We start from the raw sequence: 17,063 nt of genomic DNA, 5'->3' as shown, positions 1-17,063 counted from the left end.
ACGCGAGGAGGCGAGCAATGACGAGCGCATCCATGAGCGGGAACGGCGCGCTGGCGATCGACGTGGCGAACGTGACCAAGCGCTTCGGCGCGACGGTCGCGCTCGACGGCGCGTCGTTCAAGGTCACGCGCGGCACGGTGCACGCACTGCTCGGCGAGAACGGCGCGGGCAAGTCCACCACCGTGAAGCTGCTGTCCGGGCTGATGCAGCCGGATAACGGCAGCATCCACGTGATGGGCAACGAGGTGACGATGCGCGGCCCGAAGGACGCGCATCGTGCGGGCGTGCAGACCGCGTATCAGGAGATGACCCTGGTGCGCGATCTGACGGTCGAGCAGAACCTGCTGATGTCGTATGAACCGACGGGCTTTCTCGGCCGCATCAGGAAGCGCGAGGCGCAACGGCAGGCGTCCGAATGGCTCGAACGACTGGAGCTATCGGACATCCGCCCGAGCGCCTATATCCGCGACCTCGCGTTGCCGGTGCGTCAGAAGATCGAGATAGCGAAAGCGATCGTTCGGCGTCCGAAGGTGTTGTTGCTCGACGAGCCGACGTCCGCGCTCTCCGGTGCCGATGTCGCGTGGCTCGCGCGCCGCATCGACGAACTGAAGGCGGACGGCGTCACGTTCGTGTTCATCTCGCATCGCATGCAGGAAGTGCGCGAGTTCTGCGACAGCCTCACGGTGTATCGCAACGGGCGCGATGTCGGCGCGTTCGATGCTTCTGACATCTCGGACGAGGAAGTCATTCGCCTCGTCATCGGACGCTCGATGGAAGCGAAGTATCCGCCGAAGGTGACGCCGCCCGCGCTCACGCAAGCGGCGGCGCAGCCGCCCGCGATGGAAGCACGCGGCATTCGTGTCGATGGCGTCGTGAGCGACTTCGACCTCACGCTGAAAGCGGGCGAAGTGCACGGTATCGCGGCGTTGCAAGGCATGGGGCAGCGCGAACTCTTCGAGGCGCTGTTCGGCGCGCAGTACATCGACGAGGGCGAGATTCGTATCGACGGCAAGCCGGTCACGCTTACATGCACCGCCGATTCGCTCAAGGCCGGCGTCTCGACGAGCTTTCTGCCCGAAGACCGCAAGACCGAAGGTTTGTTTCTGCGGCTGCCCGGCGGCGAGAACGTCTCGCTGCCGGTGATCGGACGCTATGCGCGCTTCGGTCTCATCGACCGCAAGCGCGAGCGGGCCGCCATCGCGAGGTCGCTTGCGCAAATGGAAGTCAATCCGCGTGCGCTCTACAAGCCGTGTCTCTCTTTCTCGGGCGGCAATCAGCAGAAGATCGCGATGGCGAAGTGGCTGCTCACGCAAAGCCGCGTGTGGCTGATGTTCGATCCGACGCGCGGCATCGATGTCGGCACCAAGCATCAGATTTTCGTGCTGATGCGCGCGTTCGCGGCGGCGGGCGGCGCGGTGCTGTTCTATTCGACCGACGTGCCCGAGCTGGTGAACGTGTGCGATCGCGTGTCGGTGATGTATCGCGGGCGCAATGTCGGTGAGCTGGAAGGCGACGCGCTCACCGAAGAAAGCGTGATGCGCAAGATGCTGTCCAGTTAAGCGGTCCAACGCTACGGAGAAGTGTTCATGAAGATTGCGATTGCGTCGCCCGAAAGCGAGATCGTGCGGCCGGGCGCGCGCGTGGGATGGGGCGCGCGCATCGATCATCATCGCGGACTCATCATCGCGATCAGCGCACTCGTCGCGATGCTGGCCGCCTGGGTGTCGCTGTCCGCGACGCCGGTTGGCATGTACGACATCGGCTCGGTCATTTCGAGCTCGACGACGCTTGCGCTCGCGGCCATCGGGCAGACCATCGTGGTGCTGTCGGGCGGCTTCGATCTGTCCGCGTCCGCGGTGGTGTCCCTCGCCAACGTGCTCGCGGTGCGCTTCGTCGCCGGCACGCCGATGGAGCAATGGGCGGGCGCGGCGCTCATTCTCGCGATCGGCGGCGGCATCGGGCTCGTGAACGGCGCGTTGATCGCGTGGTTCCGGCTGCAATCCATCGTCGTCACGCTGGCGACGATGTTCATGGTGCAAGGTCTCACGCTGCTGATTCAGAACAAGCCGGGCGGCGCGGTAGGCGAGCAGTTCGGCGCGTTCATCACGTCCGATGTGATCCCCGAGAAGCTGCCGATGTCGGCCGGTGTACTGATTATCGCGTTGCTGGTGTGGGCGTTCATCCGGCGCACACGCTTCGGCGTCGGGCTGTATGCGCTCGGCAGCGACCCCGACGGCGCATTCGCCAACGGCATGCCGGTCACGCGCTATCGCATCGCCACGTATGCGCTCGCCGGCGTCTTCTATGCAGCGGCGGGTCTGTACGTCTCGGCACAGACAGGCTCGGCCGATCCGCTCGTCGGCAGGCCGCTGTTGCTGTCGATGTTCACGGCCGTGGTGCTCGGCGGCACGCTGCTCGGCGGCGGGCGCGGCGGCTGCACCGGAACCGTGTTCGCCGCGATGACGCTGATGTTTACCGTGAACATCCTGCTCGTGCTGAACGTGTCGGCGTTTTTCACGACGATAGCCGAAGCGGTGATCCTCATTCTCGCGGTGCTCGGCTCGTCGATCGGCAAGCAATCGGCAGCGCACGAGTGCGCGCGCCACGCGGCGCAATGGCTCAAGGCGGTGCGAACGGGCACGCGAGCAAAGGATGATCCACATGCGCGGCGCGTGTCGTTCGAAGTGAGCGACTATCAGCCGATGAAGAACACGGAGCTGAAGGGCCGCGCGCTGTCGGACTGGATCGAGCGCAATCGCGAATGGGTGAAGTACGTAGTGCCCGCGTACCTGCTCTTCATCGCGGTCGTCGTCGTGACCGGCTTCGTCTACGGGCCGGGCGTGCTCGCGAGCGCGGGCTTTTACAGCAGTCTGCTGACGCTCACCCTGTTCCTCGCGATTCTCGGTCTCGGCCAGGGCGCGGTCATTCTGACGGGCGGTCTGGATCTGTCGATGCCGTGGCTCATCACCTTGTCCGGCGTCTTGCTGACGGGTCTCACACACGGCGCGAACGGAGCGGCGGCGTGGGCGGTGCCGGTCGTGCTCGGCGTCGGCCTGCTGGTCGGCGTGTTCAACGGCGTGGGCGTCGTGATGCTCGGCCTGCCGCCCATCGTCGTGACGCTCGCGGCCAACGGCCTGCTGCAAGGGCTCACGCTCATCTACTGCAACGGCTCGCCGCAAGGCTGGTCGCCGTCCGTGATCAGCGAGTTCACCAACGGACGGCTCGGGCCGCTGTCGCTCGCGGCGTGGAGCGTGCCCGTGTTTCTCGTCGTCGCGTTGTTGCTGCTGCATCGCACGCCGTTCGGACGGCGCGTGTATGCGGTCGGCAATTCGCAAGTCGCGGCACGGCTTTCCGGTGTGCGCGTCGGCGCGACGCTGATCGCGGTGTACTGCCTCTCGGGTCTGTGCTCGGCCATCGTCGGGCTGCTGCTGGCGGGCTTCAGTTCGCAGGCGTTCCTCGGCATGGGCGATCCGTATCTGCTGCCATCGATCGCGGTCGTCGTCGTGGGCGGCGCGCTTATCACCGGCGGGCGCGGACACTATCTCGGCGTATTCGGGGGCGCGCTTCTGCTGACCGCGCTCGGCACCCTGCTCGCGGGCACGACCGTGCCGCCTGCGGTCAGGGACATCATCAACGGGCTCGTCGTGCTGGCTGCGGTCATCACGCTGCGCGACAAGCGGGCCTGAAACCATCATCGAGGATGCATCGAATGCAAGGAAGACACATCGCGGTCATCGGGTCGGGGCGCATCGGCCGCGCGTGGGCCATCGTGTTTGCGCGCAACGGCTTTACGGTGAAGATCCACGACGCATCGAAAGACATGCTGACGGGCGCCATTCCAGCGATACGCGAGAGCGTCGAAGACCTAGCGTCGTTCGGTCTCGTCGACGAACCTGTCGATACGATCGTCGCGCGCATCTCGACGTGCGACACGCTCGCCGAAACAGTCGCGGACGCCGACCTCGTGCAGGAGAACATCGCGGAAGTGGTCGAAGCGAAGCGTGCGCTGTTCGCGGAGCTGGATCGCCTCACGAAGCCCGATGCGCTGCTCGCGAGTTCGACATCGGGCCTGCCGGCATCGACTTTTACCGAAGGGCTGGAAGGGCGTGCGCGTTGCCTTGTTGCGCATCCCGTCAATCCGCCGTCGCTCGTGCCGCTCGTCGAATTGTGCGGCGCGCCGTGGACCGCGCCGGAAGCGCTCGAACGTGCGCGCGCGCTGTACGAGGAAGCGGGACAGAAGCCGGTGTTGGTGAACCGCGAGATTTCGGGCTTCCTGCTGAACCGCCTGCAAGGCGCGGTGCTCGATGAAGCCTTGAGTCTCTATGAACAGGGCTATGCGAGCGCCGCCGACCTGGACACCGTGATGCGCGATGGCCTCGCGATGCGCTGGTCGTTCATGGGTCCGTTCGAAACCATCGACCTGAACGCGCCCGGCGGCGTCGCCGATTATGCATCGCGCTATGGCGGCACGTATCGCAGCATCGCCGGGACGCGCGTGCCATTCCACTGGTCGGACGAAACGCTCGCGCGGCTCGATGCCGAACGCCGCGCGGTGCTCGACCGGGAGCGCATCGAAGAGCGCAGCCGCTGGCGGGACCGCCGGCTGATGGCGTTGCTCGCGCATCGGCGGTCGCTGAAAGACCAGGACTGAACCCTAAGCTCAAGGAGACGACGATGGCCGAAGTGCGCTTGCTCGTGGACGCGAACAATCATCTGGGCGAAGGCCCGCTGTGGGACGTGCGGGAAGAACGGCTCTACTGGATCGACAGCACGGCTGCGGAAATCTACCGATGCCGCGCGGACGGCAGCGATGTCGAGCGATTTTTCGTGCCGCGTCACATCGGTTCGATGGCCCTGCGCGAAAAGGGCGGCGCGGTCGTCGCACTCGCAAACGGGCTGCATTTTTACGACTTCGAATCGCAGACCGTCGAGTTCATCGCCGATCCCGAGGCCGACGATCCCGAAACGCGCTTTAACGACGGCAAGGTGGATCGCCAGGGCCGCTTCATTGCGGGCACCATGGCCTACGACTTCGACCGCTACGATGCCGATCGCGGCCAACGCTCGACACGCAGCGGCGGACTGTACCGGCTCGACACGAACGGCAAGGTCACGCGGCTCGACAGCGGCATCAGTTGCTCGAACGGGCCGTGCTGGAGCCCCGATAACCGCACGCTTTATTTCACCGATACCTATAGCAAGGAGATGTACGCCTACGACTACGACATCGAAACGGGCGCGGCGACCAACCGGCGTCTCTTCGTATCGGCGCAGAACATGGCGGGCACCTTCGATGGCGCGACCGTCGACGAGGAAGGATTCATCTGGTCGGCGCTCGTGTTTGGCGGGCGCATCGTGCGCTTTGCGCCGGATGGCACGCTCGATCGCGTGGTGCCGTTTCCGGTGCGCAATCTCACGAGCGTGATGTTCGGCGGGCCGAATCTCGACACGCTCTATGTTACGACGATGGGCCGCCCGATGTGGGGCATTCCGCAGAAAGAACGCGACAAGGGCGGATTGTTTGCGGTGACGGGCTTAGGCGTAAGAGGTTTGCCGGAGCCGCGCTTCGCCGGTTGACATCGGCACGCGTTTCGATAGCGGCGGGTCGCGCCGCCGCTATTTCACTTACGTCAACAACGCGCCTGTCGCGTGATTTCGTGCGTTGATTGGTAATCCAAAGAGGTTGGCATATTCTTTCTGAGGGACAAGAGCCAACCGCGAGGAACCGATCATGGCCGATGACCTTGCAACACACGTGCGCGCCGATGCGAACACGACAGCGGAAGCCGTCACCAAAGGCGCCGCGTTGCTGGACGACGTGATCCGCAATCTCATCTCCCGGCAGGGCCGCTATCCGGATATCGCCAGCGCGCACGACTGGTATCTCGCACTCGCCTACACCGTTCGCGATCGCATGCTGGCGCGCTGGGTCGCATCGGCCAGAACGTACTCGATTCAGGGCGTGAAAGTCGCGTGCTATTTATCGGCCGAGTTCCTGATCGGTCCTCAGCTCGGCAATAACCTGCTGAATCTCGGTATCGAAGACGACGCCCGTAAAGCGATGTTCGCGCTCGGGCTCGATCTCGACGAGCTATTGGCAGTCGAGGAAGAGCCGGGACTCGGCAACGGCGGCCTTGGACGGCTCGCCGCGTGTTATCTGGATTCGCTCGCCTCGCTCCAGATTCCCGCGATCGGCTACGGCATTCGCTACGAGTTCGGCATCTTCGATCAGGAAATCCGCGATGGCTGGCAAGTCGAACGCACCGACAAGTGGCTCGAGAAAGGCAACGCGTGGGAGATCATACGTCCTGAAGTGTGCTACTACGTCGGCTTTGGCGGGCACACCGAGCACGCGGCCGATGCCAGCGGACATCTGCGCGTGCGCTGGATTCCGGCGCGGCAGGTGAAGGGCGTCGCATGCGACATGCCGATGCAGGGCTTTCGCGTCGATACCTGCAATCTCCTGCGCCTGTGGAAAAGCGAGGCGGTCGAGTCCTTCGACTTCGAGGACTTCAATGCAGGCGAATACTACGAGGCCGTTCACGAAAAGGTTCACTCGGAGACGCTCTCGAAGGTGCTTTATCCGAACGACGAACCGGAAATCGGCAAGCGCCTGCGTCTTGCGCAGCAGTACTTCTTCGTGTCGTGCTCGCTGCAGGACATGCTGCGCCTGATGGATATCACCGGGACGCCGATCGAGGATTTCGCGGAGCACTTTGCGGTGCAGCTCAACGATACGCATCCGTCGATTGCCGTCGCTGAACTCATGCGCCTTCTCATCGACGTGCGCGAGCTTTCATGGGATGCGGCATGGTCCATCACGCAGCGGACCTTTGCGTACACGAATCACACGCTCCTGCCCCAAGCGCTCGAAACATGGAGCTTGCCGCTGTTCAATAGCCAGTCGCCGCGGCTGCTGGAAATCATCTATGAGATCAATCGCCGCTTCCTCGAAGACGTGCGCCGCGCGTTCCCCGGCGATGAGGAACGCGTCGCCCGGATGTCGCTAATCGACGAGACCGGCGGCAAGAAGGTACGCATGGCGCATCTCGCGACGGTCGGCAGTCACGCGGTCAACGGCGTGGCCGAACTGCATTCCGAACTGCTGAAGCAGACGGTGATGCGCGACTTCGCTGAGATGTTCCCGGAGCGCTTTCTTAATGTGACCAATGGCGTTACCCCGCGCCGCTTCGTGATGTTGAGCAATCCCGGTCTCGCGCAACTGCTGGACAAGACGATCGGCGACGAGTGGAGAAGCGACCTTTCGCGTCTCGGCGCGCTTGCCGCCCACGCCGACGACCCGGCCTTTCACGAAGCATGGCGTGCGATCCGGCGCGACAACAAGGCCGCGCTCGCATTGCGCATCCAGAAGACGGTCGGCATCGACGTCGATCCGGACATGCTGTTCGACGTTCAGGTGAAGCGCATCCATGAGTACAAGCGGCAGCATCTTAATGCGCTTTACATCATCGCGCTCTATCGACGGCTCTGCCGCAATCCCGATCTCGTGACCGCGCCGCGCTGCTTCATCTTCGGAGGAAAGGCCGCGCCGGGATACGCAATGGCCAAGCTCATCATCCGTCTGATTACGGGCGTGGCGGAAGTGGTCAACCATGATCCGGCGACGCGTGGCCGCATCAAGGTCGTGTTCTATCCGGACTTCAACGTGAAGAACGGTCACTGGATCTATCCGGCCGCGGATTTGTCGGAGCAGATATCGACGGCGGGCAAGGAAGCATCCGGTACGGGCAACATGAAGTTCATGATGAGCGGCGCGCTGACCATTGGCACGCTGGACGGCGCGAACGTCGAGATTCGCGAGGAAGCCGGGCCGGAAAACTTCTTCCTCTTCGGACTGACGGCGCAACAGGTCGAGGACAGCAAGCGCGCAGGCTATCGCCCGCAGCAGTATGTCGAAGCGAACGACGAGCTGCGCGACGCGCTGGAGCAGATCGCGCAAGGACGCTTCTCGCGCGGCGATACGGACATGTTCCGCCCGCTGCTCGACAACCTGCTGCATCACGATCCGTTCCTCGTGCTCGCCGATTTCGCGGATTACGCCGCGTGCCAGGAGCGCGTGAGTGAAGCATGGCGCGACGTGCGGCAGTGGACGCGCATGTCGATCATCAATACGGCGCGCTCGGGCAAGTTCTCATCCGATCGCGCCATCCAGGAATATTGCGAGCGCATCTGGGAAGCGCGCGCCGTGAGGATCGACCTTGCTCATGCGTGATGCGGACGCGAGCCGGGCGTATCGCACACAGCCCGGCTCGCGCTTTCCTCCGGGCGCGACGGCGATGCCGGGCGGCGTCAACTTCTGCGTGTTCTGCCGGTACGCGACGCAGGTTGACTTGCTGCTCTTTGCTTCGGTCGAAAGCATGGAGCCGTTTCAAATCGTCACGCTCGTGCCGGAAGAGAACCGCACGTTCTATTACTGGCACGTTTTCATCGAGGGGCTGCCGGCTCATTCTTGCTATACGTGGCGCGCGCATGGCCCGCGCGGTTTGCCGCAAATGGACGACGAAGCCGCGAGCCGCAAGCAACTGCTCGATCCGAACGCGCGTGCGGTCAGCGACCGTTTCTATGACCGCCAGCAGGCCGCCGATGCGGCGGGGGACGATCGTGCGTCGATGCGGGCCATCGTCACCGAGCCGATCAACGCGCCTGCAAGCGCCGACGTGCGAACGCTCGATGACGCCATCATCTACGAACTGCACGTCGGCGGCTTCACGCGGCATGCATCGAGCGGCGTCGCGCAGCCGGGAACATTTGCGGGACTCGTCGAAAAGATTCCTTATTTGCAGGCGCTCGGCGTTACGCACGTGGAACTGCTGCCGGTCATGGCCTTCGACGAACAGGACGTGCCTGCGTCCGCTGCCGAAAGAGGGTTGTGCAACTTTTGGGGCTACAGCACGCATAGCTTTCATAGCCCGCATCCGCGCTATTGCGTCGAACCGCATCGCGCGCCGCAAGAGTTCCGCGCGCTCGTCGATGCGCTGCATGCGGCGGGCATTCGCGTGCTGCTGGACGTCGTGTTCAATCACACGTCGGAAGCGGGGCTCGCGGGACCGGTCATCAACTTCAAGGCGCTGGCGAACGATATCTTCTATCTGAAGGACCGTGCCGATCCACGCCATTACCGCGACTTCACCGGCTGCGGCAACACGGTCAACTGCAATCATCCGCTGGTGACGGCGTTCATTCTTCGAAGCCTCGAATATTGGGTGCGCGAACTCGGCGTCGATGGCTTTCGCTTCGATCTCGCCAGCATCTTCACGCGCGGCGAACACGGCGAGCTGCTCGGCACGCCGCCTTTGCCGTGGGCGATGGAAGCGTCGCCGGTGCTTGCGCGCGTGCCGTTGATCGCCGAGGCATGGGATGCGGCGGGGCTGTATCACGTGGGCGCGTTTCCCGGCATGGCGTGGGCGGAATGGAACGGGCGCTATCGCGATGTGATCCGCCGTTTCGTGCGCGGCGATGCGGGTCTCATCGGACAAGTATGTACGTGCATGTCGGGAAGCGCCGATCTCTATCAGCACGATGGCCGCCTGCCCGCGAGCAGCATCAACTTCGTGACGAGTCACGACGGCTTCACGCTGCGCGATCTCGTGACGTATGAGGCGAAGCACAACGAGGCGAATGGCGAAGACAACCGCGACGGCACGAACGACAACTTCTCGTGGAATTGCGGCGTCGAAGGCGACACGGACGATGCGGCAGTCACGCGCATGCGCAATCGTCAGGCGCGCAACTTCATGGCGATTCTGCTGCTGAGTCAGGGCGTGCCGATGATCCTCGCCGGCGATGAATGCCTGCGCAGCCAGCGCGGCAACAACAACGCGTTCTGCCAGGACAACGAACTCTCCTGGCTGAACTGGGACTTCACGGACGATGGCCGCGCGATGCTCCGTTTCGTGCGCGAACTGATCGCGCTGCGCAAGCGTCATCCGAGCCTGCGGCGCCGCACCTTCCTGACAGGGCGTCCGGCAGCCGGACAGGATCACGCCGATGTCGCATGGCACGGCGAGCGGCTCAACGAGCCTGCCTGGCACGATCCCGATGCACGTTTCGTCGCTTTCACGCTGGCAGGGACGGTAGCGGACGAAGCGATGCTGCATATCGCGTTCAACATGAACGACGATGCCCGCACGGCCGCGCTTCCTGATATAGATGGTCTTTGCTGGCGCTGCATCGTCGATACGGCCGCCGATCCTCCGCGCGATATTGTTTCGCCAACCGAAACATCGGCGGACACGCGAAGTTCGATCCGGCTCGACGCCCGCAGCGTGGTGGTGCTCGAATCGCACCGGCGCGGCTGATGCATCGCCCTGGACTGCGCCCGGCCGAGCGTCTTTAATGTCCTAGGTATGGCGACGGTGCGACGCTGCGTATCGACAGGAGGCCGCATGGACGCAGTCAGAACGTTTCTCGAGAATCAGTCGTTGTTCGCGTTGTTTTTGACCATCGCGCTCGGCTATCTGATCGGCGAGATCAACATCAAGGGCGTCGCGCTCGGCTCCGGTGCGGTGCTGTTCGTCGGGCTCGCCGTGGGCGCGTTCGCGCCGAAGTCCGCGCCTCCGGCCTTGCTCGGCACGCTCGGGCTGCTGTTGTTCCTGTATGGCATCGGCATTCAGTACGGCGCGCAATTCTTCAAAGGTCTCACGAGCCGCGAGGGCGCGAAAGCGAACGCCGCCGCGTGCGTCGGCGTGATCATCGCGGGCCTCGTGTCGTGCGCGTTCATTCCGCTCGGCATCCGGTTCGCCGATGCACTCGGCATGTTCGCCGGCAGCGGCACCAGCACGGCCAGTCTGCAAGTTGCGATTGCATCGATGAAAAGCAACGACCCGGCCGTCGCGTATAGCGTCGCGTACCCGTTCGGCGTCGCCGGTCCGATTCTGTTGCTGTACGCGCTGAACGTCCTCCTCAAAGTGAAGATTGAGAAGCCGCCCGCGAAACTGCTCGAAACGGCGGAGATCGCGTTGAGAAACGAGAGCTTCTTCGGCCTCACGCTGGCCGAACTCACGACGCGCCTGCCTGCCGGCGTGTCGATCGCGGCGGTGCGGCGCGAGCATCACAACCAGTTGCCGGCCGACGACTTCATCCTCCGTTCCGACGATGTGCTGCTCGTCACCGGCACCGATCGCGGCCTGCTCGAACAGGCCACCGCGCTATGCGGCGAATTGCAGCCGGGGCGGCTGACGAGCCGTCGCGAGGACCTCGACTATATGCGCGTGTTCGCATCGAATCCGGCGGTCGTCGGCATGACGCTCGGCAATCTCCGCTTTCCCGATGGCGTGAAGTGCGCGGTCGCTCACGTGCGGCGCGGCGACGCCGATCTGCTATCGACGCCCGATCTCGTGATCGAAGCGGGCGATCGCGTCGGCCTGCTCGTCAATCGCGCGCATCAGGCGACCATTCGCGCGTTCTTCGGCGATTCGATCAAGAGCACGGCGGATCTCAGCTTCATCTGCCTGGGCATCGGCGCGGCGGCGGGCCTGCTGATCGGCGCGCTGCCGCTGCCCGTGCCGGGCCTCGGCGCATTCAGTCTGGGGCTCGCGGCGCTGCTTCTGCTCGCGCTTTGCCTCGGCAAGCTGCGGCGCAACGGCCCGTTCGTGTGGGTCATGCCGCTTTCCGCGAATCTCGTGCTGCGCAACCTCGGGCTCACGATCTTTCTCGCGCAGGTCGGCATCTCGTGCGGGCCGAAGTTCATCGCGACGGTCGGCACCGCCGGCCCGCTGCTGCTGCTCTACGGCGCGATCACGCTGATCGTGCTTGTAGGCGTCACCGCTGCATGCTGCCTGTGGATATTCAAGCTGCCGTTCGATACGACCGTGGGCGTCATCTGCGGCGCGACGGGGAATCCGGCCATCCTTGCGTTCGCCAATCGCATCGCGCCGACGGAACAGCCCGACATCATGTACGCGATGATTTTCCCGTCGATGACCATCGTCAAAGTGCTGTTCGTGCAGATCGCCATATCGCTCGCAAGCGGCTAGCCGCCAGGCGTCGGCCACATCTCTTAGGGAGGGCATCATGCAAGTCGCGATTTTCAGTTCGACCCCTTACGAGCGCAAGTTTCTCGACGAGGCGAACAAGGCCGAGCAACACACGTTGCGCTACCTCGACGTTCAACTCGGTCTCGACACCGTCGGGCTCGCCGCCGGCTTCGGCGCGGTCTGCATCTTTGTCAACGACAAGGCCGACGCGCCGACGCTCGAAGCGCTGCACCGTGGCGGCACGCGGCTGCTCGCGCTGCGCTGCACCGGCTTCAACAACGTGGATCTCGAGGCGGCGGCGCGGCTCGGCATCAAGGTGGTGCGCGTCGTCACGTACTCGCCGAATTCGGTCGCGGAGTTCGCCGTGGCGTTGCTGCTCGCGATCAACCGCAAGGTGCATCGCGCCTACAACCGCACGCGCGATTCCAACTTCTCGCTCGATGGCCTCATCGGCTTCGATCTGTTCGGCAAGACGGTGGCGGTGGTCGGCACCGGGAAAATCGGCTGCGTGTTCGCGCAGATCATGATCGGCTTCGGCTGCGACGTGATCGGGTACGACCCGTATCATTCAGCGGAATTTGAGGCGCTGGGCGGGCGGTATGCGAAGCCCGGCGAGATCGGCTCGAAATCGGACATCGTTTCATTGCATTGCCCCTTGACGCCCGAGACGCATCACATCATCAACGCGGACATGCTCAGGCGCTCGAAGCCCGGCGCGCTGCTCATCAACACGAGCCGTGGCGCGCTGATCGACACCGAAGCCGTCATCGAGGCGCTGAAGAGCGGCCAGTTGGGCGGGCTCGCCATCGACGTGTACGAGCAGGAAAGCAGTCTTTTCTTCCGCGACCTGTCGAACGAGATCATTCAGGACGATGTGATGCAGCGTCTAGTCTCGTTTCCGAATGTGATCGTGACGGGGCATCAGGCGTATCTGACGCGCGAAGCGCTGACGACCATCTGCGAGACGACGCTGCAAAGCGTGACCGCCTTCGAGAAGAATGAACCCTTGGAGAACGAAGTAAAAGCGAGCTGACAACCCGACGCCCGCGACGCTTGAAAACGCAACGGCGTTTGCATATCTTCAAAGTGCATGGGAGCGCGCGATGAGTCGACTCGTCGCATGAGGCGCTTAATCGCTCAGGTCGGGCAGATCGCAAGCGGCGGCCGGCAATGGACAGGACAAGAGGGCCGCGGCGAGAAGGGCATTCGAAGACGCTCAAGCAAGCGGCCCGATAGCGCAATGCCGGCGTTTTCACCGCTTGCCGGCCGCGCCCGCGCAACGCACGAGGGCGCGCCTTGCAGGCGGCAAGCCTGCGGCACGACGTCATGGCGTCGAAACGCGCCGGCAATGCAACCACCAGGCCGTGTCCCCGCCATGACAGGCTCGCAAGCTGGACGACGATGCGACATACCTCATTGCGTTCATCATCGCGTGGACGCTCGTCTGCGAGACGGCCGCTCATGCGCAGGCTCCGGCGGCGAGCGGCGCGGAGCCTGCCACGTTGTCGTCCGCGCAGGTGGACAAACTCGTCGGCCCCATCGAGTACTGCGCGCCAATCTCGATGCGCAGCGCGAGTACGCGACGCGCGACCGCGTGGGCGACGGCGTGCTGCAGTACGCGCGCAAGCTGGGCAGTTCGCCCGGCAAGCAGGACGGGCTCTACTGGCCCGCCGACCCAGCACGCGGCGAGGAACCCAGTCCGTTCGGGCCGCTGATTGCCGCCAGCTCGCAACATTTCAAGGATCGAAAAGCTGGCGACGCTTATCACGGATATCACTTCCGAATCCTGACGAAACAGGGAAAAAACGCCCCGGGCGGCGCATTCAGCTATCTCATCAATGGCCGCATGCGGGCCGGCTTTGCGATGGCCGCGTCTCCGGCGCAATACGGCGAAAGCGGCGTGATGACTTTCATTGTCAACAACAACGGGGTGGTGTATCAGAAGAACCGGGGCGCATCTGCGCCGCCGCTGACGGAATTCGATCCGGATGCATCGTGGACGCGCGTGCAGGACCCATGACTTGGAAGGAGTTGCCACATGAACGCAAAGACATTGCGAGCGAGCTGTGCCATCGTGATCGCCGCCCTGACGCTCGACGTCATGGCGCAAGGCAAGCCGATCGCTTATCCGTCGAAAGGGCAGAGCGCGCAAAAGCAGCAGGCGGACGACGGCGCCTGCTATAGCTGGGCTAAAAGCAACACGGGCATCGATCCGGCGACCGCATCGACGGCGCCGCCGCCGCAAAGCGGACCGGCTGTCGGCGGCGGCGAGCGCGTCGGCGGTGCGGCGCGTGGCGCTGCGGGCGGCGCGGTGATCGGCGCGATCGCGGGCGATGCGGGCAAGGGCGCGGCCATCGGCGCAACAGCCGGCACGATGGCGGGCGGTGCGCGCGCGCGGCAGAACCGGCGCGAACAGCAGGCCAATGCACAGGCGCAGAGTCAGGGCGCGATGTCCACCTATTACCGGGCGTGGGCGGCGTGCATGCAAGGGCGCGGCTACTCGATCCAGTAACGTCGAACCGTCACGAGCGATTTCGAAGGAGGGAGATGATGAAGCGCATGAGCCTGCTTTTGCTGTCATGCCTTGCGGTTTCCGCAAGCGTCCTGTCCGCCGAACCCGAAACGGACATGAGCATCGTGAGAGGACCGGATAGCGCATCGGTGCAGGGCGTCGCGAAAGTGACGGCAACGATCGTCGGCATCGACCCGGCCACCCGCACGGTCACGCTCAAGACCAAGGCGGGCAAGGTGCTGGAACTCGAAGTGACGCAGGAAGCGCGCAACTTCGACCAGCTCAAGATCGGCGACATCGTTACCACGCAGTATCGCGAATCGCTGACTTTGAGCCTCGTCGATGCGAAGACCGCGCTCTCGCGCACCGAAAAGGATATCGAAGCGCGTGCGCCGAAGGGCGCGAAGCCGGGCGGCGAGATCGGCCGCGAGGTGACGATCATCGCCGACGTGATCGCGGTCGATCGCAATTCGAAAACGGTGACGCTGCGCGGGCCGCGCGGCGAGACGGTGAATCTGCTCGTCGAGGACCCCGATCGCCTGAAGCAGGTCAAGAAGGGTAACCAGGTGAAGGCGGTCTTTACAGAGGCGCTGGCCATTTCCGTCGAACCGGCGAACACCCAATGAAACGCAACGCAAGGGGCGTTGCAATCGCGTGCGCCGTGCTGGCCTTCGCCGGTTGTGCGCAGCAGGAGGCGCGCGTCGATGCCGGCATGGATCAGCAGGCGATCGTCGCGCGTCTGGGCCCGCCGAAGGAAAGCTACGATCTGCCCGGCGGCGGCAAGCGCCTGATGTGGCCGACTCAGCCGATGGGTTCGACCACTACGGCCGTCGACGTCGACGCATCGGGCAAAGTCCTGAGTGTGCGGCAAGTGCTTCAGGACAACGAGTTCTATCGCGCTGAAATCGGCAAGTGGACGCGCGACGACGTGCTGACGCATTTCGGCCGCCCGTTCGAGACGTCGTATTTCAAGCGGATGGATCGCGAAGTGTGGTCGTACCGGTATGTGGAGAACAACATCGACCATCTGCTGTTCCATTTCTATTTCGACCCGCAGGGCGTGCTCCGGCAGACGCAGAAGCAGCCCGATCCCCGCTACGATCCGAGCCAGCGGAACGTGTTATGAGAGGACCGCAACGATGAGTGCACCATCCCGCGTTTCGTCGTGCCGTCTCAGGCGATGCATCCTGTGCGCCGCGCTCGCGCTGCCGTGCGCGAGCGTCTTGGCCAATAACCTCAACTTCCTGAAGGACACGCCGGTCAGCTACATGAAGCCGCCTGACCGGCAAGCATTGAATCGCGCTGCGCAACGCGCGCTCGAATCGAACAAGGATGGCGAAACGATGAAGTGGAGCAACGAGGGTACGGGCAATCCGGTGCATGTCGAAGGGACGGTGACGCCTCGCGATACGGCATCGAACGGCGGCGAGCGATGCCGTCAGGTGACGCTCGTGGCCGTCGCGAAAGGACAGACGCAAAGCTGGACGCCGACGGCCTGCAAGACCGCCGGCGGCGAGTGGCGCATCAAGAAGAAGTAGCCGGGCGCGGCGTCGAAGCGTGCGTCAGAAGCTGACCGCAAACCCGAAGGACACGCCGTGCACGTTATGGCCGAAGACGTATCGCACCATCGCCCGCGTGCGCGTGATGACGATCGGATATTTGCTGCTGTCGAGTTCGAGTCCGACGCCGAGCGATGTCAGATCGTTGAAGCCGAGGGCGCCGGCGCTGTCGCCAAAGTAGTGCGTGTAGGCGGTTTCGAGCACGTAGCGCAGCGGCTTGTCGAGCGCGACGAGCCCGGTCGGCGCACGCCAGCGCGCCCACAGGCTGAACTGCTGTGAGTTCGCCGAGCCTTGCACGGCGTCCGACGAACTGCCGAAGCTGCGCAGATGAATATCGGTGGCGCGCAGTTCGAGATCGACTTCGTAGTGCTCGCGATAGTGCTCCAGATCGAGCATCAGCGAGCCGCCGACGCCATACGCGTTGAGCGCGCCGTCTTCGAGAAACTGGAGGTTGGCGTCGGCTGCGTGATTGAAGAGCGTTTGCGCGATGCGCAGGTCGCTCGCGACGCGGCCGACCATGCCGTTGAGTATCGGCCGGATGCGCAGTTCGTCGGTGATGGGAAAGTCCCAGCCGATGCCGACTGTCGTGCTCGCGGTGTTCCATCGTGTCGGGACGGCGCGCTGCTGGTTGCCGTCGGTGGCGACAAAGGTCGGATCGTAGCGGCTATACGCGAGCGTGCCTTCGAGATAGAGAGGAAAGGACTTGCTGATGGTGAAGCCGCCGCCGAGCTGCGTCTGGCCGAATCCGGGATCTCCCGTGGAGCCGCTGTTGATCGAAAGCGAACTGGTCGTCACGTCGGGCACGGCGGTGTAGGACATGATGGCGAGCACGGCGTCGGCGTAGCGCTTCACGTTGCCGGCGATGACGGTGCGGTCCCCCGGCGCCGCCGGCGCGGCTTGCGCGTGCGCTGCCGCGGATGCCACGGCCACCGACGCCGCGAGCAACGACGCGGCGCAGGACCGGCGCAATGAGCGTATCGGCTGTTGCATGCAAGG

At 64.1% G+C, this 17,063-nt stretch carries 14 protein-coding genes; 13 read left to right on the top strand and 1 reads right to left on the bottom strand.

Translation table 11 applies throughout. The features are described from left to right. Positions 1-17 precede the first annotated feature (17 nt). The 13 genes from LDZ21_RS20025 (at position 18) to LDZ21_RS19965 (ending at position 16,046) form a co-directional block, all read left to right on the top strand. Positions 18-1,559: a sugar ABC transporter ATP-binding protein gene (locus LDZ21_RS20025; RefSeq protein WP_244796439.1), complete on the top strand. Its 1,542-nt coding sequence runs from the start codon at positions 18-20 to the stop codon at positions 1,557-1,559. A gap of 27 nt (positions 1,560-1,586) precedes the next feature. Then, positions 1,587-3,686, top strand: a complete 2,100-nt coding sequence (locus tag LDZ21_RS20020; RefSeq protein WP_244796438.1) for an ABC transporter permease subunit — start codon at positions 1,587-1,589, stop codon at positions 3,684-3,686. A 23-nt stretch (positions 3,687-3,709) separates the two neighbouring features. Then, positions 3,710-4,651: a 3-hydroxyacyl-CoA dehydrogenase gene (locus tag LDZ21_RS20015; protein ID WP_244796437.1), complete on the top strand. Its 942-nt coding sequence runs from the start codon at positions 3,710-3,712 to the stop codon at positions 4,649-4,651. 23 nt (positions 4,652-4,674) lie between these two features. Next, positions 4,675-5,577, top strand: a complete 903-nt coding sequence (locus LDZ21_RS20010) for an SMP-30/gluconolactonase/LRE family protein (protein WP_244796436.1) — start codon at positions 4,675-4,677, stop codon at positions 5,575-5,577. A 154-nt stretch (positions 5,578-5,731) separates the two neighbouring features. Then, entirely contained in the window at positions 5,732-8,233 is a 2,502-nt protein-coding gene (locus LDZ21_RS20005; protein WP_244796435.1) for a glycogen/starch/alpha-glucan phosphorylase, read from the top strand. Further along, positions 8,226-10,319 (top strand): glycogen debranching protein GlgX, encoded by a 2,094-nt coding sequence (gene glgX, locus LDZ21_RS20000; RefSeq protein WP_244796434.1) that lies wholly within the window; start codon positions 8,226-8,228, stop codon positions 10,317-10,319. Before LDZ21_RS20005 ends, glgX begins: the two co-directional genes overlap by 8 nt. Positions 10,320-10,406: 87 nt before the next feature. Next, on the top strand, positions 10,407-11,996 hold the full coding sequence (locus LDZ21_RS19995) for an aspartate:alanine exchanger family transporter (RefSeq protein WP_244796433.1): 1,590 nt from the start codon (positions 10,407-10,409) through the stop codon (positions 11,994-11,996). 37 nt (positions 11,997-12,033) lie between these two features. Next, complete coding sequence (locus LDZ21_RS19990) at positions 12,034-13,029, top strand: 2-hydroxyacid dehydrogenase (RefSeq protein WP_244796432.1); 996 nt, start codon at positions 12,034-12,036, stop codon at positions 13,027-13,029. Between the two features lie 57 nt (positions 13,030-13,086). Beyond that, on the top strand, positions 13,087-14,016 hold the full coding sequence (locus tag LDZ21_RS19985; RefSeq protein ID WP_342346300.1) for a DUF2950 family protein: 930 nt from the start codon (positions 13,087-13,089) through the stop codon (positions 14,014-14,016). An 18-nt stretch (positions 14,017-14,034) separates the two neighbouring features. Further along, the gene (locus LDZ21_RS19980; protein WP_244796430.1) at positions 14,035-14,508 is read left to right on the top strand and encodes a glycine zipper domain-containing protein; all 474 of its coding nucleotides are present in this window, start codon (positions 14,035-14,037) and stop codon (positions 14,506-14,508) included. Positions 14,509-14,546: 38 nt separating this feature from the next. Then, positions 14,547-15,134: a hypothetical protein gene (locus LDZ21_RS19975; protein ID WP_244796676.1), complete on the top strand. Its 588-nt coding sequence runs from the start codon at positions 14,547-14,549 to the stop codon at positions 15,132-15,134. Further along, complete coding sequence (locus LDZ21_RS19970; protein WP_244796429.1) at positions 15,131-15,634, top strand: hypothetical protein; 504 nt, start codon at positions 15,131-15,133, stop codon at positions 15,632-15,634. Before LDZ21_RS19975 ends, LDZ21_RS19970 begins: the two co-directional genes overlap by 4 nt. Before the next feature lie 13 nt (positions 15,635-15,647). Next, the gene (locus LDZ21_RS19965) at positions 15,648-16,046 is read left to right on the top strand and encodes an RT0821/Lpp0805 family surface protein (protein ID WP_244796428.1); all 399 of its coding nucleotides are present in this window, start codon (positions 15,648-15,650) and stop codon (positions 16,044-16,046) included. Positions 16,047-16,070: 24 nt separating this feature from the next. Here the strand turns inward: LDZ21_RS19965 and LDZ21_RS19960 are convergent, their stop codons facing one another. Continuing rightward, complete coding sequence (locus LDZ21_RS19960) at positions 16,071-17,057, bottom strand: hypothetical protein (RefSeq protein WP_244796427.1); 987 nt, start codon at positions 17,055-17,057, stop codon at positions 16,071-16,073. Positions 17,058-17,063 lie beyond the last annotated feature (6 nt).

Origin of the sequence: Caballeronia grimmiae (genome assembly GCF_022879615.1) — a bacterium.
In the GTDB taxonomy this organism is placed as follows: Bacteria; Pseudomonadota; Gammaproteobacteria; order Burkholderiales; family Burkholderiaceae; genus Caballeronia; species Caballeronia grimmiae.
This window is presented reverse-complemented; position numbering and strand designations above follow the sequence as displayed.

Excerpts from the sequence above, each read along its gene's own strand:
- LDZ21_RS20025 (WP_244796439.1), top strand. The coding sequence starts at position 18 with ATGACGAGCGCATCCATGAGCGGGAACGGCGCGCTGGCGATCGACGTG.
- LDZ21_RS20020 (WP_244796438.1), top strand. The coding sequence starts at position 1,587 with ATGAAGATTGCGATTGCGTCGCCCGAAAGCGAGATCGTGCGGCCGGGC.
- LDZ21_RS20015 (WP_244796437.1), top strand. The coding sequence starts at position 3,710 with ATGCAAGGAAGACACATCGCGGTCATCGGGTCGGGGCGCATCGGCCGC.
- LDZ21_RS20010 (WP_244796436.1), top strand. The coding sequence starts at position 4,675 with ATGGCCGAAGTGCGCTTGCTCGTGGACGCGAACAATCATCTGGGCGAA.
- LDZ21_RS20005 (WP_244796435.1), top strand. The coding sequence starts at position 5,732 with ATGGCCGATGACCTTGCAACACACGTGCGCGCCGATGCGAACACGACA.
- glgX (WP_244796434.1), top strand. The coding sequence starts at position 8,226 with ATGCGTGATGCGGACGCGAGCCGGGCGTATCGCACACAGCCCGGCTCG.
- LDZ21_RS19995 (WP_244796433.1), top strand. The coding sequence starts at position 10,407 with ATGGACGCAGTCAGAACGTTTCTCGAGAATCAGTCGTTGTTCGCGTTG.
- LDZ21_RS19990 (WP_244796432.1), top strand. The coding sequence starts at position 12,034 with ATGCAAGTCGCGATTTTCAGTTCGACCCCTTACGAGCGCAAGTTTCTC.
- LDZ21_RS19985 (WP_342346300.1), top strand. The coding sequence starts at position 13,087 with ATGGGAGCGCGCGATGAGTCGACTCGTCGCATGAGGCGCTTAATCGCT.
- LDZ21_RS19980 (WP_244796430.1), top strand. The coding sequence starts at position 14,035 with ATGAACGCAAAGACATTGCGAGCGAGCTGTGCCATCGTGATCGCCGCC.
- LDZ21_RS19975 (WP_244796676.1), top strand. The coding sequence starts at position 14,547 with ATGAAGCGCATGAGCCTGCTTTTGCTGTCATGCCTTGCGGTTTCCGCA.
- LDZ21_RS19970 (WP_244796429.1), top strand. The coding sequence starts at position 15,131 with ATGAAACGCAACGCAAGGGGCGTTGCAATCGCGTGCGCCGTGCTGGCC.
- LDZ21_RS19965 (WP_244796428.1), top strand. The coding sequence starts at position 15,648 with ATGAGTGCACCATCCCGCGTTTCGTCGTGCCGTCTCAGGCGATGCATC.
- LDZ21_RS19960 (WP_244796427.1), bottom strand. The coding sequence starts at position 17,057 with ATGCAACAGCCGATACGCTCATTGCGCCGGTCCTGCGCCGCGTCGTTG.